The organism is Pseudomonas kuykendallii (assembly GCF_900106975.1).
GTDB lineage: Bacteria > Pseudomonadota > Gammaproteobacteria > Pseudomonadales > Pseudomonadaceae > Pseudomonas_O > Pseudomonas_O kuykendallii.
Map to the genome: position 1 here is coordinate 110,986 of NZ_FNNU01000003.1, position 20,929 is coordinate 131,914.

Below are 20,929 nucleotides of genomic sequence, written 5' to 3' on the forward strand. Positions count from 1 at the left end.
GTGAAAACGGACTCAGTCCGACAGCGTGTCGCAACCCTCTGCAATGCACTCGCCCCCGCGCCACAGGGTCCACTGACCCGGCTGATGGACGATCCAGTCTTCGTTATCGGTCAGTGCCTCGGTGGCCAGCACGGTGACCACGTCGTTGGGCGTGGTTTCGGCCTGGAAGTCCACGGTCAGGTCGGCATCCTTCAGGCGCGCCGGGCCGAACGGCGCGCGGCGGGTGATCTGCACCAGCTTCGTCGAACAGCAGCTGAACAACCAGTCGCCGTCGCTGAGCAGGCAATTGAACACCCCTTTGCGGCGGTATTCGCGACACGCCTCGATCAGCGTCGGCAGCAGCGCCTCGATATCGGCGGGCTCGGGAAATGCGGCGCGCAGGCGGTTGAGCAGGTCGCAGAAGGCCGCTTCGCTGTCGGTGTCGCCCACCGGGCGGTAGAAGCCGGGCGCGGGCTGGAAATCCGCCAGCTGGCCGTTGTGCGCGAAGCACCAGTTGCGCCCCCACATCTCGCGGACGAAGGGATGGGTATTGGCCAGCGCGACCTTGCCGACGTTGGCCTGACGGATGTGGCCGATGACCACCTCGCTCTTGATCGGGTACTGCTGCACCAGCCGTGCGACCTCGGATTCGGCGCTCGCCGAGGGATCCTGGAACAGCCGCAGGCCACGCCCCTCGTAGAAACCTATGCCCCAGCCGTCACGGTGGGGGCCGGTGCGGCCGCCGCGCTGCATCAGCCCGGTGAAGCTGAAGACGATATCCGTCGGCACGTTGGCGCTCATGCCCAGCAGCTCACACATGGGCGGGCCTCGGCAGCGGCGGCGTGGCGACGAAGGGGGGGCGAATCGGATTCATGGGCGCTCCTGGTAAGCAGGAGGCCATGCTGACCGGCTCCGCGCGTGGGCGCAAGCCGCCGTATGGCAATCTATACGCGCGGTTCGACGCGGCTCTCGCGGCGCGGGCGCTCGACGTCCGGGTCCATCCGCTCGCGCAGGGTGCGCGGGTCTTCCACCGCTTCCTCGCGGGCCCGTTTGCGATTGCGCAGCCAGCGCTCCACCGGCCAGCGCAGCAGCACGAACAGCAGGTAGACGACGAAGGCAATCAGGCCGTACATGCTCAGGTCGGCGACCGCCTTCCAGACGTTGTTGCCGACCTTGAAGGCGAGGTCCAGCGCGGTGATGGCGATGGCCGGGGCGAACAGCTCCTTGCCCGGGTCGACGATGGTCGGCGTCAGCAGCAGCACCGCGATCACCAGCCGCAGCGGCTCGCGCAGGTAGCGCCACATCCAGCCGGTGAGTTGGAACACCACCGCCAGGCAACCGAGTGCGGCGATGCCGTAGACGGCCCAGGCGAGGAGGTAGTCGTGTTCGTTCATGTGGCGCTTCGGCATGGCCTGGCTGGCGAATGGGCGCCTATGATAGCGGCTTTTCGCCGCGCAGACCTCCCGCCGCGGCGCCGCAACTTCGAGGATGAACATGTCCCACGCCCCCATCGCCCGCATCGACACGGATGCCCAGGACCCTTACCGCTGGCTGGAGAACCGCGACGCCCGGGAGGTGCTGGATTACCTGCACGCCGAGAACGACTGGACCGAGGCGCAGCTGGCCGACGGTGCCGAGCTGCGTGAGCGCCTGTTCGAGGAGATCAAGGCACGCATCCGCGAGACCGACCTGTCGCTGCCCACGCCCTGGGGCGCGTACCTCTACTACAGCCGCACCCAGGCCGGCGACGAATACCCGCGGCACTATCGCTGCGCACGACCGGCCGGCGTTTCGCTGCAGGTCGACGACGGCAGCGAGGAGCTGCTGCTCGACCCCAACGCGCTGGCCGAGGGCGGCTACCTGTCGCTGGGCGCCTTCAGCATCAGCCCGGACCAGACGCGCCTGGCCTACAGCCTGGACACCCAAGGCGACGAGATCTACCGGCTGTTCGTCAAGGATCTGGCCAGTGGCGCCGTCGAGGAACTGCCCTTCGACGACTGCGACGGCAGCCTGACCTGGGCCAACGACAGCCGCACGCTGTTCTTCGGCGAACTGGATGCCACTCACCGCCCGCACAAGCTGTATCGCTACACGCTGGGCGACGCCGAGGCGGCGCTGGTGTTCAACGAGCCGGACGGGCGCTTCTTCCTCAACTGCTATCGCTCGAGTTCCGAGCGCCAGCTGATCCTGCTGGCCAACAGCAAGACCACCTGTGAAGCCTGGGTGCTGGATGCCGATCGGCCGCTACAGGCGTTCGTCTGCCTGGCACCACGCGAGGAAGGCCACGAGTACTACCCCGATCACGGGCGCATCGACGGCCAGTGGGCCTGGGTGGTGCGCAGCAACCAGGCCGGCATCAACTTCGCCCTGTACCGCGCCGAGGACGCCACGCCGACCCGCGAGCACTGGCAGGAACTGATCGGCCACGACCCGCAGCGGATGCTCGAGGAAGCCAGTCTCAACGCCGGTGGTTTCGTCCTCAGCCTGCGCGAGGGCGGCCTGCCGGTCATCCAGGTGCATCCGGTCGGGGCGCGGAGTTATCGCGTCGAGCTGCCGGATGCCGCCTACAGCCTCTACGGACAGGACTCGCTGGAATTCGACAGCCCCGTACTGCGGCTGCGCTACGAGGCGCTGAACCGCCCGGCGCAGGTGCGCCAGCTGGACATCGCCAGCGGCGCTCAGACGGTGCTCAAGGAAACCCCGGTGGAAGGCCCGTTCGACGCCGACGCCTACGTCAGCCGGCGGCTTTGGGCCAAAGCGCCGGACGGCACCGCGATTCCCATCAGCCTGGTCGCGCGGCGCGACGTGCTCGGCCGCCCTGCCCCGCTGTATCTCTACGGCTATGGCGCCTATGGCGAAAGCCTCGACCCGTGGTTCTCGCATGCCCGCCTGAGCCTGCTCGAACGCGGCTTCGTCTTCGCCATCGCCCATGTGCGCGGTGGCGGCGAGCTGGGCGAGGCCTGGTATCGCGGCGGCAAGCTGGAGCACAAGCAGAACACCTTCGATGACTTCATCGCCTGCGCCGAGCACCTGATCGCCGAGGGCTACACCCGCACCGAGCGCCTCGCCGTCAGCGGCGGCAGCGCCGGCGGGCTGCTGATCGGCGCGGTGCTCAACCAGCGTCCGGAGCTGTTCGCCGCGGCCATCGCCGAAGTGCCCTTCGTCGACGTGCTGAACAGCATGCAGAACCCCGACCTGCCGCTGACCGTGACCGAGTACGACGAATGGGGCGACCCGAGCGATGCGGCAGTGCACGCGCGCATCAAGGGCTACGCGCCCTACGAGAACGTGCGCGCCCAGGCCTATCCGGCGATCCTCGCCATCGCCGGTTACCACGACAGTCGGGTGCAATACTGGGAAGCGGCGAAGTGGGTCGCCAAGTTGCGCGCCACGCGCAGCGACGACAACCTCCTGCTGCTCAAGACCGACTTCGGCGCCGGCCACGGCGGCATGAGCGGCCGCTACCAGGCGCTCAAGGATGTCGCGCTGGAATACGGCTTCCTGCTGAAGGTGCTGGGGCTGGCCTGAGGAGAAACCTGCGCGTCATCCGTAGATACCGCCTTCCCCAACGAATGCGTAGGGTGGATCGCGCCTCATCGATCCACCGGGCGGCGCAGCGGTGGATGAAAAGAGCGTCATCCACCCTACGTATGGCGGGGCATCGGTGAGCTCGTAGGGTGGATCGCGCCTCACCGATCCACCGGGCGCTGCAACGGTGGATGAAAAGAGCGTCATCCACCCTACATGTGACGGGGCATCAACGAACTCGTAGGGTGGATCGCGTTTCATCGATCCACCAGAGCGGTGCAATGATGAATGAAAGTGCCCGTAGGGTGGGCTTCAGCCCACCGGCGCCCCCAAGCGCTGTCGCGTGGGCTGAAGCCCACCCTACGAGATCGCGCGCGAATCAGGCATCGACCTTGGAACCGGTGGCCACTTGCTCCGGCGGCGCGCCGTCGCCTTCGACCTTCTCGCCGGGATCCTTGCCTTCCGGATCGTGGTGCTCCAGCACGGCATTCAGCTCGGCGCCGAGCAGCAGCACCGCGGCGGAAATGTAGAAATACAGCAGCAGGATGATGATCGCGCCGATGGAGCCGTACAGCGCGTTGTAGTTGCCGAAGTTCTTCACGTAGAAACCGAAGCCCACCGAGGCGGCGATCCACACCACCACCGCGAGCAGCGAGCCGGGAGTGATGAAGCGGAATTTCTGCTTCACGTCCGGCGCGACGTAGTACACCACCGCCACCGCCACCACCATCAGCACGATCGCCACCGGCCAGCGCAGCAGGTTCCAGAGCATCACCATCACCTGCTCCAGACCGAACCAGTGGGCGAGCCAGTTCATCACGGTCGGACCGACCACCATCAGCCCGGCAGCGCTCAGCAGCAGCGCGGCCAGGCCGATGGTGTAGAGCACCGACAACGGGAAGCGCTTCCACGCCGGGCGGCCTTCCTTCACGTCGTAGGCCTTGTTCATCGCATCCATCGTCGAGCGCACCGCCGACGACGAGGTCCAGATCGCCACCACGATCCCCACCGAGAACAGCCCGGATTCCTGCTGCTGGAAGCGGTCGATCGCCGGATTCAGCTGGTCCATCGCCTCGGTCGGCAGGAAGTAGGCGGCCTGCTCGCGCAGCCAGTCGAAGAACGTCGGCAGGTCGAGAAAGCTGATCAGCGCGATGAGGAACAACAGGAACGGGAACAGCGAGAAGAACATCTGGTAGGCCAGCGCCGACGCGTAGGTCGGCATCTCGTCGTCGGCGAATTCCTTGATCACACGCTTGGCCAGCTGGAACAGACCGAGGCGATTCTTGATGGCGAACATGTAGGCCCTTCCTTGTCGCAAAACGAAGTTAAAACTGGGACGACCACAACGCCGCGGAAGTTCTGCAACGACGCGCGCCGGCCATCCGGGCTGCGGAACAGCGCGGCGACACGAGAGTCATGTTCTAGGTAACCCTTCAGGAGAACGACGATGCTGATTCCCACCCAGAAAGAAGAAACCGGCGCCACCTCCACCTTCACCCCCGGCAGCGATGCCGAGAAGAACGTGCACGGCTGGGAGCGCGCAGCCTCCATCGCCGGCGGCTTCGTGCTGTTGAGCAAGGGCCTGCGCCGCGGCGGCATCGGCGGCCTGCTGGAAGTGGCGATGGGCGGCATGGGCCTGGTGCGCGGCTTCACCGGGCGTTGCGCGGCGAAGAAGGTGCTGCGGGCGGCGAAGGAAGACGTGCGCGATTTCAAGGTCGCCAGCGGCGGCAAGCTGGACCGCCTGTTCGAGAACGCAGACGCCGCGACCCGCAGCGCCACCGTCACCGGCAACGAATCGCTGAGCAGCCCGAAAGCCGGCGTCTGAGGCGCTAGCTGCCCGCCAGCAACGGCGTATCCAGCACCTTCGACGGTTCGCCGAGCAGGGTTTCGGCGATCGCCCGCACGTCGTCGGTGCTGACCTTGTCCAGGCGCATCAGGCCCTGGACGAGGTCGTCCAGCGACTGCCGCCCCTTGCTGGCCACGCGGATTTCCTGGTTCAGGTCCTCTAGCAACAGCACCGCCCGCGCCGTCACCGCGCCGCTGGAATGCTCGCCGCGCAGGCTGCTCACGTCGCGACTCCAACGCTGCAATTGCTCGCGCACCTTGTGATAACGGGTCTCGCCGAGTCCGCCCGAACGGCGCAGCAACTCGATCGAGTAGTACTCGGCGATGCCCTCGCTGATCCAGTCGCTGTCGTCCGTATCGGTGATCCGGGTGAACACGTGCACCAGTTCATGCAGCAGCGGGCTGGTGCCGTTCTCGCTGATCAGCGGCCGCTCGGCCTGCATGAAGAACGAGTTCGGCGCGGAAAGCCCGCCACGCCACATCGGCTCGCCGGCGCCGACGATCAGCAGCTTCTCCGGATCGCGCGGGAACGCCGCCTGCGCATGCGGCCAGACATAGGTGAGCAAGGTGATGATGTCCATCCGCCGCAGCCCCTCGCCGGTGGGTGCGGCGACGGTGACGTCGGTCTCGCCCAGACGCAGGCGCCGCGCACCGATCTTGCCGGCGAGAATCCAGCCGGTCGGCCGGTCGAAGCGGCGCCCCGGATTATCGATGCGAAAACGGTTCTTGCCGATCCGCGGCCAGCCGGTTTCCACGCTGTTCCAGCCCTCCGGCAACTCGAACTGCAGGCGCGACACCAGCTCGACGCCATCGGCCTGCGACAGGCGCGCCGCCGGCACCAGGTCGTCGCCGCGCAGCAGCGCCCAGTCGGCGGTCATCCGCGCGTCGTAGGCGCCCGATTCGCGACGATGGCTGACGCGCACCCGGTAGTTCAGCGTCGCCGCGCCGCGCGAAGGTTTCCACAGCCCGTGGTCGCCGCTCAGACGCCAGTCGCCGTCGGCCTTGAAGTCGCTGTACGCCCCGCTGGTGCCGAGGTCGAGTTCCAGCTCGCGAACCACTTCGCCCTTCGCCAGCCGCAGACTGACCTCGGCCTCATCGGCCTGCGGCAGGAAACGCACGGAGTAGTCCAGGTCGACCTTCTTCGCCGCCAGGACGCAGGAGGTGAAGACGAACAGCAGGCAGCAGGGCAACCAGCGGAGTGAGGGCATCGCAGTGAAATCCCATGGAGTCTGTCGGTGTCGGTCAGCGCCCTGCGGGCGGCGGCCGAGTATCAGCCGGCGCGAAAGATCAGGTGGTCTTCCCAGTCATCCTCGGCGACGCTGTCTTCGCTGAGCATCTTGCCCGATTGCGAGATGCCGGCGCGGTGCACCGCGTCCGGGTCGCCGCAGACCAGGTGATGCCAGGCCAGCAGGTCCTTGCCCTCGGCCACGCGCCGGTAGGCGCAGGTCGGCGGCAGCCAGCGGAACTGGTCGGCCTGCGCCGGGGTGAGCTGGATGCAGTCGGCCACGTACTGGCGGCGATTCGGGTAGTCGCTGCAGCGGCAGCTCGTCAAATCGAGCAGTTTGCAGGCCACGCGGGTGTAGTAGACGCTGCCGTCGTCCTCGTCTTCCAGCTTCTGCAGGCAGCACAGGCCGCAGCCGTCGCAGAGCGATTCCCACTCGGTGCGATCGAGCTCGGCTAGGGTCTTGCGCTTCCAGAAGGGTTCGACGATGGCGGCCATGGGCGTACTGCGGCGAGGGTGCGAAAAGGCCGGCAGTCTAGCCCTCCGCGCAGACAGGGCCAAGGCTGCGTCGTCGGATGCCTGGGTGTCGAGGTTTCGTCGCGGGGAACGCCAACGGCCCTAGTAGCCCCGGGCGAAATCCACCTGGCCGAGCAGCGGCTCCGCCGCGCGGTGACGCGCCAGGTTGTCGAGGAACAGCCGTGCCATCGCCGTTGGCGGCGTCGGCGCCGCGGTGTGCCCGGTGAGCAGCAGGTTCGGCGCGCGCCAGAACGGATGATCGGGCGCCGGCGGCTCCTCGCGGCAGACGTCGATCACCGCCGCCGCCAGTTGCCCGGCTTGCAGCGCGGCGACCAGATCGGCATCGACCACCGCCGTGCCACGCCCGGCATTGATGAACAGCGCGCCGCGCGGCAGGCGGGCGAACAGGCCGGCGTCGTAGAGATCGCCGGTGTCGGGCGTGTTCGGCAGCAGGTTGATCAGGTAGTCGGCCTGCGCGGCGAGACGCTCCAGCTGGTCGATCCCGGCGACCTCCAGGAACGGCTCGATGGCCCGCGGCTGGCGGGCGATGCCGCGCAGCTCGATGCCGAACGGCGCCAGCACGCGCGCCACCGCCTGGCCGATGTCGCCGGCACCGACGATCAGCGCACGGCGGCCGCCGAGGCCGTGCGGCGTGCGCGTGTCCCAGCGGCCCTCCCCTTGCAGCGCCGCGCGCGACAGAACCTGGCGCTCGTGGGCCAGCAGGTAGGTCAGCACGTATTCGGCCATCGCCTGGCCGAACACGCCGACCGCCCGGCTGAGCCGGTAATCGCGCGGCAGGTCGTCGGCCAGCAGCGGCGTGATGCCGGCCCAGGTCGACTGCACCCACTGCGGACGGGCGCCGCCGCGCAACAGCGGCGCCAGCAGATCGGGCGCCCCGAGCCACACCGGGCAGCGGGCCGCCAGCCTGGCCAGCTCCGCCGGATCGTCACTGCCGTGCAGCTGCAGCGACGGCTCGGCGTCACGCAGCAGGTCGGCGTAGCGGGCGCTTTCAGGATCGGCGATCAGCAGGCGCATGGATCAGACCGGGTCGTTGCGGCGCAGCAGTTCATCCGGCAGGTGGGCGATGTAGTCGTCCTCGGGCGGCGGCATCTGCAGGTGATAGCCCTGGGTTTCCAGGTTCTCCAGCACCTTGGCGATGTCTTCGCGCGCGAGTTGGCGCTCCGGGGTCAGCACCAGGTCGAAGGCATGCTGCGGCGGCCCGAAGGCGACCAGCAGGCTTTCCGGCACGCGCTTGAGCGCGTCGGCGCGGTTCACGTAGAGGTACATCTCGCGCTTGCGCGGGCTGCGGTAGATGGAACAGAGGCGTTTCACGGGGTCGGTTCTCCAGCGCCCGGAGCGAGGGCGTCGAGCAGCGCCTGGCCCATGCGCTCGCGGCGCCAGCCACGCAGGGATTCAGGCAGGGTGTAGGGGCCGTCGGGATAGCCGCTCTTGAGCAGCGCCTCGAGGGACTTCTTGCGCAGCATCAGCTCGGGGACGATCTGCAGTTTCTCGGCTTCGGCCTGCCCAACCGCGCGCAGGCGCTTGAGCAGCACCGTGGCGTCCACTGGCAGCGGCTCGGGCAGCGCCTCCGGCCAGGCTTCCCTGGGCAGCGCGGCGGCGTCCTTGATCAGCTGGATCAGCGTCTCGCCGTCCTGGCGCACGGTGCGCGGATGCATGTCCTCGATCTTCGCCAGGGCGCCCAGGTTGTCCGGCTGGAAGCGCGCCAGCGGCCACAGGCAGTGCTCGCGGACGATGCGGTTGCGCGGCTGGTCGCGGCGACGGGCCTCGGCCTCGCGCCACACGTACAGCTCGCGGAGCACCGCCAGCTGGGCGCGCGACAGCTTCCAGCCGAGCTTGGCCTCGCGGTACAACTCGCGCGGGTCGACCTCCCGGCGCAGGTTGGCGACCAGTTCGGCGCCGTCCTCCAGCAGCCAAGCGCGCTTCTCGTCGGACAGGCGCTGATCCAGCACTTCGTAGATTTCCGCCAGGTGCTTGGCATCGTCGGCGGCGTAACGCACCTGGATGTCGCTGAGCGGGCGTGCCAGCCAGTCCGAGCGCGTGGCGTCCTTCGGCAGGTCGAGGCCGAGCACGGCATGGGCCAGGCGCGAATAGCCCATGGAGAATCCGATACCCAGGTAGCCCGCGGCCAGCTGCGTGTCGAACAGCGGCGCCGGCAGGCTGCCGGTCAGGCGCAGCAGTACTTCGAGGTCTTCGCTGCAGGCGTGCAGCACCTTGACCACCTGCGGGCTTTCCAGCAGCGCGGCGAACGGTTTCCAGTCGCCGATCAGCAGCGGATCGATGAGAAAGGCGCGCTCGCCGTCGCCGATCTGCACCAGGCCGGCGAGTGGATAGAAGGTGTCGACTCGGATGAATTCGGTGTCCAGCGCCACGTAGGGCAAGTCACGCCAGATGCTGCAGTGGTGCGCCAGGGTGGCGTCGTCACGGATCCAGTGAATATCGTTGGGCACACGGCTCTCCTTGGTTATCACGCCAGTATAACTGCGCTGCGCCACCGGGACGGAGATTCACGGCTTGTCGGCCGGCTGCGCCGCCTCCTATGCTCCGACGCTGCGCCCAGAACAATCAGAAAAGGACCGCCATGACCAAGTTGATCGGCTTCATCGCGCTGCTGCTCGCCGCCGCTGCGCTCTACCTCAGCGTCACCCCGAGCGTGATCGACCCGCTCGCCTGGGACGCGCCCGCCGCGCCGCCGCTGACCGGCGTACTGGAGCCCAACGACACGCTGATGAAGGCCGAGCTGATCGCCCAGGGCCAGCTGCACGGGCCGGAAGACACCGCCGTGGATGCCAGTGGGCGGCTCTATGCCAGCCTCGCCGACGGCCGCATCGTGCGCCTGGGTGCGGACGGCATCCCGCAGACCTTCGTCAACACCGGCGGGCGCCCACTGGGCATGGACTTCGCCGCGGACGGCCAGCTGATCGTCGCCGACGCCTACAAGGGCCTGCTCAGCGTCGATGCCCACGGCAAGATCAGCGTGCTCGCCACCGAGGCGGACGGCGTTCCCTTCCGCTTCACCGACGACCTCGACATCGCCCGCGACGGGCGCATCTATTTCAGCGACGCCTCCGACACCTTCACCCAGCCGGACTACCTGCTCGACCTGCTCGAAGCGCGCCCGCACGGCCGCCTGCTGCGCTACGACCCGGCTACAGGCAAGACCGAGGTGCTGCTCAAGGACCTGTACTTCGCCAACGGCGTGGCACTCTCGCAGCACGAGGATTTCGTGCTGGTCAACGAAACCTACCGCTATCGCATCACCCGCTACTGGCTCACGGGGGACAAGGCCGGCAGCCATGACGTGTTCATCGACAACCTGCCCGGCCTGCCGGACAACCTCCAGGGCGACCGCGCCGGCACCTTCTGGGTCGCCCTGCCCACGCCGCGCAAGGCCGACGCAGACTTCCTCCATCGCCACCCGTGGCTCAAGGCGCAGATCGCCAAGCTGCCGCGCGCGCTCTGGCCAAAACCCACGCCCTACGGCCTGGTGATCGCCCTCGACGAAAACGGCAACATCGTGCAGAGCCTGCACGACACCAGCGGCGCGCACCTGCGCATGGTCACCTCGGTGAAACCGCAGGGCGATTTCCTGTACTTCGGCAGCCTGGACAATGACCGGATAGGCCGCCTGAAGATTCGCTGAGCACACCGCAATCTGCCGCACCGGACTCCCGCCGGACGTAGGGTGGATGACGCTCTTTTCATCCACCGCTACACCGCCCGGTGGATCGATAGAGCGCGATCCACCCTACGCCTGGGCGTCACTCAGTACACGCCGCCCCATCGGATGCACCGGACTCCCTTCAAGCGTAGGGTGGATGACGCTCTTTTCATCCACCGCTACACCGCCCGGTGGATCGATGGAGCGCGATCCACCCTACGGCTGAACCCGTTTGGGCGGCGGCCCCGCCCACATGCCAGTGGCGTTTATCATGCGCCATCGATTCCCTCGCAACAGGAGCACCGGATGACCATCGCCCACCTGATCGACCCGCAAACTCTCGCCCAGCGCCTCGGCCACCCCAGCCTGGTCATCCTCGATTGCCGCTTCGCCCTGGAAGACCCCGCCTACGGCCAGTGCAGCTACGCCGAAGGGCATCTTCCCGGCGCCCATTTCGCCGACCTGGAACGCGACCTCTCCGCGCCGGTGCAGCCCGGCGTCACCGGCCGGCACCCGCTGCCCTCGCCGGCGACGCTGCTGCAGCGCCTGCGCGAGTGGGGCATCGACGACGACAGCCAGGTCGTCATGTACGACGACGGCCCCGGCGCGTTCGCCGCGCGGGCCTGGTGGTTGCTGGCCTGGCTCGGCAAGCGCGACGGTCTGTATCTGCTCGATGGCGGGCTGAAAGCCTGGAAGGAAGCCGGCCTGGCGTTGACCCGCGACGTGCCTCCCGCGGGCAACGGCGGTTTCGACGGCGCCGCGGACGACAGCCTGGTGATCGACGCCGACCGTCTGCTGCAACGTCTGCAGCAACCCGACATGACCTTGCTGGACGCCCGCGGCCTGCCACGTTTTCGCGGCGAGGTGGAGCCGATCGACCCGGTGGCCGGACACATCCCCGGCGCGCGCTGTGCGGCCTTCACCGACAACCTCGGCGCCGATGGACGCTTCCTGCCGGCCGAACAGCTGCGCCAGCGTTTCGCCGCCCTGCTGGAGACGCGCTCGCCCGATCGGCTGGTCGCCTACTGCGGTTCCGGGGTCACCGCCTGCCACAACCTGTTCGCGCTTAACCTTGCCGGATACCCGCTGGCGCCGCTGTACGCGGGCTCCTGGAGCGAGTGGATCACGAAAGTTGACCGACCGGTCGCAATCGGCGATTGAGAGTCAGTTTAAAAGCGCTCTAGACCGGCATTTACAGCTCAAACATCCGTTTCATCGGTTGAGCCTTCGAGCGCTTGCCGGGATTGTTGCGGAACAGGCATCATCGCGCCGCTTGCGAGCCAAGACTCGCTTGGAACTTCGACGATGCCGACACAGTCAGCTCGTTTAGTTTCACACCGACTAACAACAGGAGTCCTGAACCCGTGATAACAAAAACACTGAAAAGCGCCCTCGCCATCGCCATCGCGGCGGCCTCGAGCCAGGTATTCGCCTCTGGCTTCGCGCTCAACGAACAGAGCGTCAGCGGCATGGGCACCAACTTCGCAGGTCGCTCCTCTTCCGCCGAGGACTCCACCACCGTCTTCGGCAACCCGGCCGGCATGGCGCGCCTGAAGCGCCAGGAAGTCAGCCTGGGCGCCGCGGCGATCATCGCCAAGACCGACATCAAGGACACCAGCGGCTTGCCGGGCAACGGCAGCAACGACGGCGACATGGTGCCGTTCACCGCCGTACCGGCCGGTTACTACGTCAACCCGCTGAACGACAAGTGGGCCTTCGGCTTCGGCGTCTACGCCCCGTTCGGCCTGATCACCGACTACGAAGGTGGCTTCCAGGGTCGCTACTTCGGCGACTACAGCGAAGTGAAGGTCGTCACCGCGCAGCCCACCGTCAGCTACCGCTTCAACGATCAGCTGTCCGTCGGCCTGGGCCTGACCGTCAACCGCATCTCCGGCAAGCTGGAAAGCGCCGTGCTCAATGCCGCCACCCCCGGCCTGAACGACGGTCGCGCACGCATCAAGGGCGATGACACCGCATTGGGCTACAACGTCGGCGTGCTCTACGAGTTCTCGCCGCAAACCCGCGCGGGCCTGACCTACCACTCGATGGTCGACTACAAGCTCGAAGGCGATACCCGTATCACCGGCGCTGGTTTCGGTCCCTTCTCGGGCAGCAAGTACGATGCTTCGCTGAAGCTGAAAACCCCGGAATCCGCCGACTTCTCGATCACTCACGACCTGAATGACCAGTGGACCGTCTACGGCGGCGCCACCTTCACCCGCTGGAGCCGTCTGGAATCCATCGTGGTGCAGAACGACGGCGTGCCTGCCCCGCTGGCCGGCAATTTCGGCACCATCACGGAAGAACAGAACTGGCATGACACCTGGGCCTACGCCATTGGCGCCTCCTACAAGCTGAACAAGCAGTGGGTGCTGCGTGCAGGCCTGGGCATGGACCAGAGCCCGGCCAACAACCAGGACCGCTCGCCGCGCATCCCGACCGGCGACCGCAAGACCCTGTCCCTCGGCTTCGGCTGGAGCCCGACCGAAGACCTGACCATCGACGTGGCCTACTCCTACCTGAAGGAAGAAGACGTCGACATCAACCAGGCCAGCGCGACCAAGGGCGTCTACAACGCCACTTACGAAAACAGCGCCCACGGTATCGGCACCCAGGTCTCGTACCGCTTCTAAGCGTCACCGGCAAAACCAAAACGCGCGGCCCAGGCCGCGCGTTTTTTTTTGCTCGCCGCTGGGTGCGCCGCGCGCACCGCCGGCAATACCTGCCTCAGTCCGCCTTGCTCGACAGGGCCTTCTGCACCGCCTCGACCAGCGCCGGGTCGTCTGGCTTGGTCTTGCTGTTGAATACGCCGACCACCTTGCCCTGGCGATCCACCACGTACTTGTAGAAGTTCCAGCGCGGCGCCTGGCCCTCGGCCTGCGCGGCCAGTTCGCGGAACAGCGGCGTGGCATCGCTGCCGCGCACCGGCTGGGTCTGCGTCATGGCGAAGGTCACGCCGTAGTTCTGGTAACAGACCTTGGCCGTTTCCGCCGCGTCGTCGTCTTCCTGGAAGAAGTCGTCGGACGGCACGCCGAGCATTTCCAGGCCGTCGCCCTTGTAGCGCTGGTAGAGCGCTTCGAGCCCCTTGAACTGCGGAGTGAAGCCGCAGTGGCTGGCGGTGTTCACCACCACCAGTGCCTTGCCGGAAAACTGGCAGAGATCGAGGGTGTCCTTGGAGCGCAGCTTGGGTAATTCATGCTGCAACAGCGGCGGGCAGTCGGCAGCGAACAGCATCGGCGAGGCCAGCGAGGTGAGCAGCGCCAGCGGCAGAAAGCGGGATAGGGTCATGGCGATATCCTGATGAGGTCGGTTCAGGCGAGCTGCCGGAGCAGGCAGCGGCAATCGCCGTTCAACAGACGCCGACGCCCAACTGCAACAAGGCGATGCCACCGGCGCGCCAGCCGAACCAGGCCATCGCCAGCAGCGCCGCCACGCCAAGCGCGGCGCCGAGGCGCAGCACCAGGCTCCGGGTCACGCCGCCGGCCCTGCCGCCAGACGCGCCACCGGCTTCTCGCGTACCGGCCAGTTGAGCACCGCCGCGATCAGGCTGAGCAGGATCGACAACTGCCAGACCAGTTGGTAGCTGCCGGTGCTGTCGTACAGATAGCCGCCCAGCCAGCCGCCGAGGAACGCGCCCAACTGGTGGAAGAGGAAGACGATGCCGCCGAGCATCGACAAGTTGCGCACGCCGAACAGGGTCGCCACGGTGCCGTTGGTGAGCGGCACCGTCGACAGCCACAACAGCCCCATGGCGATGCCGAAGGCGTAGGCGGTCCAGATCGTCAGCGGGGTGAAGACGAAGGCCGTGATCACCACTGCGCGCGCCAGGTACAGCCAGGTCAGCAGGCGCGGCTTGGACATCCGCCCGCCGAGCCAGCCGGCGATATAGGTGCCGAAGACGTTGAACAGCCCGACCAGCGCCAGCACCGTGGTGCCGACCGTCGCCGGCAGATGCTGGTCGACCAGATAGGCCGGCAGGTGCACGCCGATGAACACCACCTGAAAACCGCAGACGAAGAAGCCCAGCGACAGCAGCCAGAATCCCGAATGGCCAACCGCCTCGTGCACGGCCTCGGAGAGCGTCTGCTCGTGGGCCTGAACCGGCTGCGGACGATCACGCAGCATGCCCGCCAGCGGCACGATCAGCGCCGCCATCAGGCCGAGCACCAGCAGCGCCGCCGACCAGCCGAGCCAGCCGATCAGGCCCAGCGTGCCGGGCAGCATGGCGAACTGGCCGAACGAGCCCGCCGCCGCCGCAACGCCCATCGCCATGCTGCGTTTCTCCATCGGCACGGCGCGGCCGACCACACCGAGAATCACCGAGAACGAGGTGCCAGAAAGGCCGAGGCCGATCAGCAGGCCGGCGCTCAGCGACAGCGACCAGGGCGAGTCGGAGAAGCCCATCAGCACCAGGCCGAGGGCATAGAGGACGCCGCCGATGACCACCGTGCGAATCGCCCCGAAGCGATCGGCCAGCGCACCGGCGAAGGGTTGCGCCAGCCCCCAGATCAGGTTCTGCAGCGCGATCGCGAAGGCGAACACCTCGCGCCCCCAGCCAAACTCGGCGCTCATCGGCGGCAGGAACAGGCCGAAACCGTGGCGGGTGCCGAGGGACAGGGCGAGGATCAGCGCCGCCGACAGCATGATCCAGAACATCGGGCGCGAAGACGCAGCCATGTGAACTCCTAAGTTTTTGTTTTCATTCGAGGGCATGCAGCTCGTCGAGCAGCGCGATCAACGCCGCGCGCTTCTCGCTGCCGAACTTCTGCGTCAGTTGTAGCTGGGCGTCGTTCCAGGCGTGCAGCGCGTCGTCCAGCCGCGCACGGCCCAGCGCGGTCATCGACACCAGGCGGTTGCGCTGGTCGACCGCATTGCCCAGCTCCAGCAGCCCCTGGCCTTCCAGCACGCGCACGTTGCGGCCGAGCGTGCTGCGCTCCAGCCCCATAGCGGCGGCGAGGTCGGTGATGCTCGGCGATTCGAGCCGCTCGAGATGGCGCAGCAGGGAAAACTGCGCCGTGGTCAGCCCGGCGCCGGCCAGGGCGTCGTCATAGCGTTTGGTCACACCCCGGGCGGTGCGACGCAGTTGGGTGCAGAGGCAATGGGTCGTCGTCATGGATGCGTGTATATACCCGCATTAGCTTCGGCGTCAAATCGTCGCAACCTTGGGAAGGCTAACGGATGCCCGTGAGTCGCCTTCCGTCCGCCGCCTCAGAACTGCACACCAAAGCACCGGTCACTAGTGGTCAAACGCTGTAAACCATGGAGCGCTCCGATGACCGAGCAACGCTATCTCTCATGCATCCAGGCCTGCAGCGCCTGCGTCATTGCCTGCGAAGCCTGCGCCGCCGCCTGCCTGCGCGAAGACGACGTGACCATGATGGCCGCCTGCATCCGCCTCGACCGAGACTGCGCCGACCTCTGCCGCCTCGCCGAAGCCCTGATGGTCCGCGGCAGCGACCTCGCCGAAGAAACCTGCCACCTCTGCGCCCTCGCCTGCCAGGCCTGCGCCGAGGAATGCGCCCGCCACTCCCACGAGCACTGCCAGCAATGCGCCCAGGCCTGCCAGCGCTGCGCGGCGGAGTGCGAGGCGATGGTGGCGTAGGGGCGGGCCTGCGTTCAGGGATGATCGGAAAGATCCTCCCTGCCATTCGTTGTTGATGGCCTGCAGCTGCCATCGCCCAGTTTGCGTCGACCGGTAAAAGCGCGCTCGTGTGCCGGCATCTTCGTGGGGTTTCTTCCACGTCACGCCGCCCGTTACCGATTGTCATCGGTGGACGCTGTAGCCCTTGAGCCAAGCGAGGCAATTAGCCATTGTCCGAGTCCGCGCGCAGCCTCGACCTTTCGGATCGCAATGGCTGCCAAAAGGCTTTGCTCAAGGAAGAAGCAATGGACTACGCCGTAATACTCCGCCCACTGTTCAGCACGGCCACCTGGTTGATTCCCACCTTGCTGCTGATCGGCCTGCTCAAATCGCCGTGGGCCAAGGGCCATATCGGCGAACTCCTGGTGCGGCTGTTCGCCCATTGGCAGCTGGATAGGCAAACCTACCGCCGCCTGCACAACGTCACTCTGAACACGCCCGACGGCACCACGCAGATCGACCACGTCTTCCTCTCGCCCTACGGCCTCTTCGTGCTGGAAACGAAGAACATGAGCGGCTGGATCTTCGGCAGCGAGAAGCAGGCGCAGTGGACGCAGAAGCTCTACAAACACACCTTCAAATTCCAGAACCCGCTAAGGCAGAATTACAAACACCTCAAGGCGCTGGAAGCCACCCTCGGCGTCAGCCCCGAGCACCTGCACTCGGTGATCACCTTCGTCGGCGGCAGCACCTTCAAGACCGAAGTACCGGCCAACGTCACCCAGGGCATCGGCTTTATCCGCTATATCCATTCGTTCCGGCATCCGGTATTCAGCGAGACCGAAGTCGACGCCATGCTGAAAGCCCTGCAAACCGGCCGCCACGCGCCGACGCTCGCCACCCATCGCGAGCATGTGCAGAACCTCAAGCGCCGGAGTGATCCGACTGCAGAGCGGCAATGTCCGAAATGTGGCAGCGCACTGCTGATCCGCACCGTGAAGTCAGGGCCGAAAGCGGGGCAGCAGTTTTGGGGATGTTCGGGGTTTCCCAAGTGCCGGACGATGCAGAGCATTTGAAATGTAGGAGGGAACTGTAAATTGTGGTCTGTCCCCTATTACCTATGTTGTAAATGAATACATCCACGCTAATCAGACCAGTTGGATTGCGCCGCCCTTGTAGCAATATCAGTGAGACATCATAGGACGCAGTGCAGGAACGGAACCGATGACAACAAACATTAATACCGCCTTTACTACCTTTCTTTCTGACACAGTGAATCTAGACCCCAATGATTCGGCCAAAGCCAAGCAGGATCGAGTCAATCTAGAAACTCGAATCAATCAGATAGAAACGAATTCTTCGTCGTTTCCTAAATTGCTATCTGAACACAACATCCACTTTGGATCATTCTCAAGGAGAACTAAAAAGCGTCCGCTCGATGATGTAGACATGATGTTTTGCCTAAATGCCCAAGGCGCAACTTATAACGAATTTGCAGGCAACGAAGGCATTGACATATATGTCAATGATACCAACTCTAACCTTTACAGATTTACGAATGATGACAATAAGACCCTTAACTCAATCAAGGTTCTCAACAATTTTAAAATTGAGCTTGGCAACATTTACGAATACCGTTCATCAGAAATCAATACTCGACAAGAAGCCGTGAGACTCCAGCTCACCACACGTGATTGGAGCTTTGATATTGTTCCCTGCTTTTATACGGATGTAGACAACTACCTAATTCCCGACGGACAAGGGAAATGGAAGAAAACTGACCCTAGAATTGACAAGGACAGAACAACAACAATCAACCAAGCAAACTCCGGAAATGTACTTAACGTCATCAGAATCATTAAGTTCTGGAACAGCCGTCCGACCATGCCTACAATACCTTCATACTTACTGGAGGTCATGATACTCAATTACTACCAATGGAGAACCAGCGCATCATCCTATGTCGACCTGGAAATTCCAGGCTTACTTGCGCACATCCGGGATAAAATTTACTCTGTTGTAACAGACCCTAAAGGCTTTCAAGGAAACTTGAACAACTTAACCCTCGACCAAAAGAGCAAGATATACAGCCGTGCCCATGAAGACTACAACAAGTCTATTGAAGCGAGGGTAGCCGAAAATACCGATATCGAAGAGTGCTTTAGAAAATGGAGACAGGTTTTCGGTACAACATTCCCAGCGTACAGTTGACTATATGAACACCATTAATGAAGACCAAAACAGCAGCAATTCGATTGATAGAATTGCTGCCTTTCGGCAGGCGTACAAAAACGCCAAATTTCTAGGAAGAATACAAATTGCACTTGTGTTCATAGCCTTTGTAATCACGCTAGCATCTGTAGTCATCAATAGCCCCATAATGCCAGCGCTTCTGAACACCCCTCAAAAAGACATTTCCCCCACCATTGTTGTTGTAACATTGTTTTTCACTTTGTTCGAAATAGTATTTTTAAAGGTGAAAACATCCGAACAAATTGAGCTCGGGGCAAAAATACAAGAACTGTTCGACACTGAAATTTTCCAACTTTCTTGGAATAGTGCTTCGGCTGGTAAAAAACCAGCAATCGAGAAGATCAACAATCTTGCCCGCAAGCACTTCAAGAAAAACCCCGACACTCAAGCATTGCAAAATTGGTACAGCGTTCGCCCAAGCACACCCCACCCTTTGGGAGTATTGGTCTGTCAATACTCTTGCTTAAGTTGGGATATCGAATTGAGAGAGAAGATAAGACAATCCGTGATATTAATCTCATTTGCACTTACGGCCACAATTGCCTTGACTGCTGTGTTGCTAAACCCTGACACACAGTCAACGCTCTTGAATATTGTCTCCATCTTCATGCCAGTATTCACATATGCCCATACTATATATGAATTGAATAACAAAACAATCAAACACACCCAAGAAATTAAAGACCTTCTTTCAGACACAATGGATGGTATCACGCCTGACACAGATGACAATTGGATTATGCAAATGTGCCGCGAAATCCAAAACAGCATATATACATACAGAGCAAGCGCTTGGCCAATCCCAGAGTGGTTTTACTGGATACTTCGTGACGAACTTGAGGACACAATGTCTTACTCTGCAACAGACATACAAAATAAGCTCGCAGAGAAAACCGTTCGCTAATCATTTGCACGTGAAGGGGTCGGTGGGGGGAGCAAGGTTTTCGGGTCCCATGCTCCCCCTTTACTCCCCTTAGAGTGTCTGACACACCTAGTTTTAGTTGCATCAAACTAAATTTTCTCGTTCTGTTTAGATTCTCATGCCTATCCGATACTGTGTTTTCAGAGCCAACAGGAAGCCCTGTTTTCTCAGCACCCGAAACGTCTCTCACCCAGACTCCGTGCGAACCACGGGGTAATCCTGGGTTGCATATTAGTATTATCTAGCACTCAATATAACAATCCATCATTGGTAATTGCTATCAAGGGAAACGCTTGGCCAAACAAAAATCAAAATATTTGAATGCCAATTTAAGTTTAACCAATGAACAACAAAAAAACTTACGGTCCAACCTATAAAGGGGGAAAGGGGACAGATTTATTTTCTTTGTGGTACGCCGTTCTGGATGTGCCAGTAACCCGACGCCCTTGCGCTTAATCAAACGCTCTATTGTCCCCTTCACCATTGCCAGCCAACTCATCCTCAAACCGCTGCACAAAGCTGCTCAAGCTAATGCCCAGCACCTGACAGATATCCCGTAGCTGTATCAGATCCAGTCGGCGTAACCCGCGTTCTACGTCACTGACAAATGACTGTGGGCGATCAAGTGCTTTGGCGAAATCGCCCTGGGTCAGCCCTGCTTCGGCTCGACATTGTTTGAGCAATTTCAAGAAAACCAGATTTTCGTCTCGATAAACCGACTTTTCCACAGGAGGCATCCGTCCGTTGACAGGACAGGTACGGTATATCTACTCTCCAGATATCTGATTTTAAGATTATGCGAACTGGATTGCCGGAGGCCTCATGGAAGATGCCTACATCCCTATCGTGCTGATGCGCCATAACCGCCCGTTACGCGGGGTGATGATCGACCGCCAGCCGTGGTTCTGTGCCCAGGAGTTTGCGCGGTTGCTGGGTCATCGCCACCCGGAGCGGATCTGTCGGCTGATGGATGCCGACCAGGTCCGGACGGTGCATTTCCGGCTGGCCAGCGGGCAGTTGGAGGCGGTGGAGGTGCTCAGCGAGTCAGGCATTTACAGAGCATTGTGCCGCTTCTCGCATCCGGAGAACCGCCATCTACGCCGCTGGCTTAGCCATGTGGCCTTGCCGGCGCTGCGCGACAGTGAGGCGGGAGACGGGCATGAGCCATCGCGCTGCCTGATGGCCTGGGACAACCAGCAGGTCAATTTGCTGGAGTGGCAAGGTGAGCTGTGGATTGCCCTGGGCGAGTTACCGCGCTTCCATCGGCAGGCCCGCTCAGCACCAGGCAAGCGCCAATCGTGGTTGGCGCGCTGGTGGCGTGGGCGCTCCCGAGCCGGTGCAGCGCGCTGAACACCGCCATCAACATGGGATGTTCCATTTCACTGGGTTTGCAGCGTTTCCAGG

General features: G+C 63.6%; 23 protein-coding genes. 10 read left to right on the forward strand and 13 right to left on the reverse strand.

Annotated features, from left to right (window positions below; translation table 11 throughout):
• Positions 1–12: 12 nt before the first annotated feature.
• A complete protein-coding gene (locus BLV15_RS10555; protein ID WP_090227695.1) occupies positions 13–798 on the reverse strand; it encodes a class II glutamine amidotransferase in 786 nt (261 codons plus the stop codon).
• Between the two features lie 125 nt (positions 799–923).
• Entirely contained in the window at positions 924–1,373 is a 450-nt protein-coding gene (locus BLV15_RS10560) for an MFS transporter (protein WP_407072427.1), read from the reverse strand.
• Positions 1,374–1,473: 100 nt separating this feature from the next.
• Between BLV15_RS10560 and BLV15_RS10565 the strand changes: the two genes are divergently transcribed.
• Positions 1,474–3,507 carry a S9 family peptidase gene (locus BLV15_RS10565; protein ID WP_090227698.1) on the forward strand — a complete coding sequence of 678 codons (2,034 nt, stop codon included), beginning with the start codon at positions 1,474–1,476 and terminating at the stop codon, positions 3,505–3,507.
• Positions 3,508–3,886: 379 nt separating this feature from the next.
• Here BLV15_RS10565 and BLV15_RS10570 read toward each other — a convergent pair whose 3' ends face one another.
• Positions 3,887–4,804 carry a YihY/virulence factor BrkB family protein gene (locus BLV15_RS10570; RefSeq protein ID WP_090227700.1) on the reverse strand — a complete coding sequence of 306 codons (918 nt, stop codon included), beginning with the start codon at positions 4,802–4,804 and terminating at the stop codon, positions 3,887–3,889.
• A 150-nt stretch (positions 4,805–4,954) separates the two neighbouring features.
• Here BLV15_RS10570 and BLV15_RS10575 point away from each other — a divergent pair, with 150 nt between their 5' ends.
• Positions 4,955–5,332, forward strand: a complete 378-nt coding sequence (locus tag BLV15_RS10575) for a YgaP family membrane protein (protein WP_090227702.1) — start codon at positions 4,955–4,957, stop codon at positions 5,330–5,332.
• 4 nt (positions 5,333–5,336) lie between these two features.
• On the opposite strand, the gene BLV15_RS10580 is transcribed toward BLV15_RS10575, so the two are convergent.
• The 5 genes from BLV15_RS10580 to rnd form a co-directional block, all read right to left on the reverse strand.
• Entirely contained in the window at positions 5,337–6,560 is a 1,224-nt protein-coding gene (locus tag BLV15_RS10580; protein ID WP_090227705.1) for a hypothetical protein, read from the reverse strand.
• Between the two features lie 62 nt (positions 6,561–6,622).
• Positions 6,623–7,072: a YcgN family cysteine cluster protein gene (locus tag BLV15_RS10585; protein ID WP_090227708.1), complete on the reverse strand. Its 450-nt coding sequence runs from the start codon at positions 7,070–7,072 to the stop codon at positions 6,623–6,625.
• Positions 7,073–7,192: 120 nt separating this feature from the next.
• Entirely contained in the window at positions 7,193–8,125 is a 933-nt protein-coding gene (locus BLV15_RS10590; RefSeq protein WP_090227710.1) for a D-2-hydroxyacid dehydrogenase, read from the reverse strand.
• 3 nt (positions 8,126–8,128) lie between these two features.
• Positions 8,129–8,422 carry a YcgL domain-containing protein gene (locus BLV15_RS10595; RefSeq protein WP_090227713.1) on the reverse strand — a complete coding sequence of 98 codons (294 nt, stop codon included), beginning with the start codon at positions 8,420–8,422 and terminating at the stop codon, positions 8,129–8,131.
• A complete protein-coding gene (rnd, locus tag BLV15_RS10600; protein WP_090227715.1) occupies positions 8,419–9,558 on the reverse strand; it encodes a ribonuclease D in 1,140 nt (379 codons plus the stop codon). The genes BLV15_RS10595 and rnd overlap by 4 nt, the downstream gene beginning before the upstream one ends.
• 131 nt (positions 9,559–9,689) lie before the next feature.
• Here rnd and BLV15_RS10605 point away from each other — a divergent pair, with 131 nt between their 5' ends.
• The 3 genes from BLV15_RS10605 to BLV15_RS10615 all read left to right on the forward strand — a co-directional run bounded on the left by BLV15_RS10605 (position 9,690) and on the right by BLV15_RS10615 (position 13,402).
• On the forward strand, positions 9,690–10,751 hold the full coding sequence (locus BLV15_RS10605) for an SMP-30/gluconolactonase/LRE family protein (RefSeq protein WP_090227718.1): 1,062 nt from the start codon (positions 9,690–9,692) through the stop codon (positions 10,749–10,751).
• A gap of 324 nt (positions 10,752–11,075) precedes the next feature.
• Positions 11,076–11,930 (forward strand): sulfurtransferase, encoded by an 855-nt coding sequence (locus BLV15_RS10610; RefSeq protein WP_090227721.1) that lies wholly within the window; start codon positions 11,076–11,078, stop codon positions 11,928–11,930.
• A gap of 203 nt (positions 11,931–12,133) precedes the next feature.
• On the forward strand, positions 12,134–13,402 hold the full coding sequence (locus tag BLV15_RS10615) for an OmpP1/FadL family transporter (protein WP_090227725.1): 1,269 nt from the start codon (positions 12,134–12,136) through the stop codon (positions 13,400–13,402).
• Positions 13,403–13,496: 94 nt separating this feature from the next.
• Here BLV15_RS10615 and BLV15_RS10620 read toward each other — a convergent pair whose 3' ends face one another.
• The 4 genes from BLV15_RS10620 to BLV15_RS10630 form a co-directional block, all read right to left on the reverse strand.
• Positions 13,497–14,003: a glutathione peroxidase gene (locus tag BLV15_RS10620; RefSeq protein ID WP_407072429.1), complete on the reverse strand. Its 507-nt coding sequence runs from the start codon at positions 14,001–14,003 to the stop codon at positions 13,497–13,499.
• A gap of 115 nt (positions 14,004–14,118) precedes the next feature.
• The gene (locus BLV15_RS22390; protein ID WP_255964483.1) at positions 14,119–14,244 is read right to left on the reverse strand and encodes a hypothetical protein; all 126 of its coding nucleotides are present in this window, start codon (positions 14,242–14,244) and stop codon (positions 14,119–14,121) included.
• Positions 14,241–15,446 carry an MFS transporter gene (locus BLV15_RS10625; protein ID WP_090227730.1) on the reverse strand — a complete coding sequence of 402 codons (1,206 nt, stop codon included), beginning with the start codon at positions 15,444–15,446 and terminating at the stop codon, positions 14,241–14,243. Before BLV15_RS10625 ends, BLV15_RS22390 begins: the two co-directional genes overlap by 4 nt.
• 22 nt (positions 15,447–15,468) lie before the next feature.
• The gene (locus BLV15_RS10630; RefSeq protein WP_090227732.1) at positions 15,469–15,882 is read right to left on the reverse strand and encodes a MarR family winged helix-turn-helix transcriptional regulator; all 414 of its coding nucleotides are present in this window, start codon (positions 15,880–15,882) and stop codon (positions 15,469–15,471) included.
• A gap of 159 nt (positions 15,883–16,041) precedes the next feature.
• Here BLV15_RS10630 and BLV15_RS10635 point away from each other — a divergent pair, with 159 nt between their 5' ends.
• The 4 genes from BLV15_RS10635 (at position 16,042) to BLV15_RS21835 (ending at position 19,507) form a co-directional block, all read left to right on the forward strand.
• Positions 16,042–16,371, forward strand: coding sequence for a four-helix bundle copper-binding protein (locus tag BLV15_RS10635; RefSeq protein ID WP_090227735.1), 330 nt, complete (start codon positions 16,042–16,044; stop codon positions 16,369–16,371).
• 284 nt (positions 16,372–16,655) lie between these two features.
• The gene (locus tag BLV15_RS10640) at positions 16,656–17,426 is read left to right on the forward strand and encodes a nuclease-related domain-containing protein (protein ID WP_090227738.1); all 771 of its coding nucleotides are present in this window, start codon (positions 16,656–16,658) and stop codon (positions 17,424–17,426) included.
• A 148-nt stretch (positions 17,427–17,574) separates the two neighbouring features.
• A complete protein-coding gene (locus BLV15_RS21830) occupies positions 17,575–18,561 on the forward strand; it encodes an SMODS domain-containing nucleotidyltransferase (RefSeq protein WP_139210704.1) in 987 nt (328 codons plus the stop codon).
• A gap of 4 nt (positions 18,562–18,565) precedes the next feature.
• Positions 18,566–19,507 carry an S-4TM family putative pore-forming effector gene (locus tag BLV15_RS21835; RefSeq protein ID WP_139210705.1) on the forward strand — a complete coding sequence of 314 codons (942 nt, stop codon included), beginning with the start codon at positions 18,566–18,568 and terminating at the stop codon, positions 19,505–19,507.
• Positions 19,508–19,977: 470 nt separating this feature from the next.
• On the opposite strand, the gene BLV15_RS10645 is transcribed toward BLV15_RS21835, so the two are convergent.
• The gene (locus BLV15_RS10645; RefSeq protein WP_090229040.1) at positions 19,978–20,253 is read right to left on the reverse strand and encodes a helix-turn-helix domain-containing protein; all 276 of its coding nucleotides are present in this window, start codon (positions 20,251–20,253) and stop codon (positions 19,978–19,980) included.
• Between the two features lie 94 nt (positions 20,254–20,347).
• Here BLV15_RS10645 and BLV15_RS10650 point away from each other — a divergent pair, with 94 nt between their 5' ends.
• A complete protein-coding gene (locus BLV15_RS10650; RefSeq protein ID WP_090227741.1) occupies positions 20,348–20,875 on the forward strand; it encodes a BRO-N domain-containing protein in 528 nt (175 codons plus the stop codon).
• Positions 20,876–20,929 lie beyond the last annotated feature (54 nt).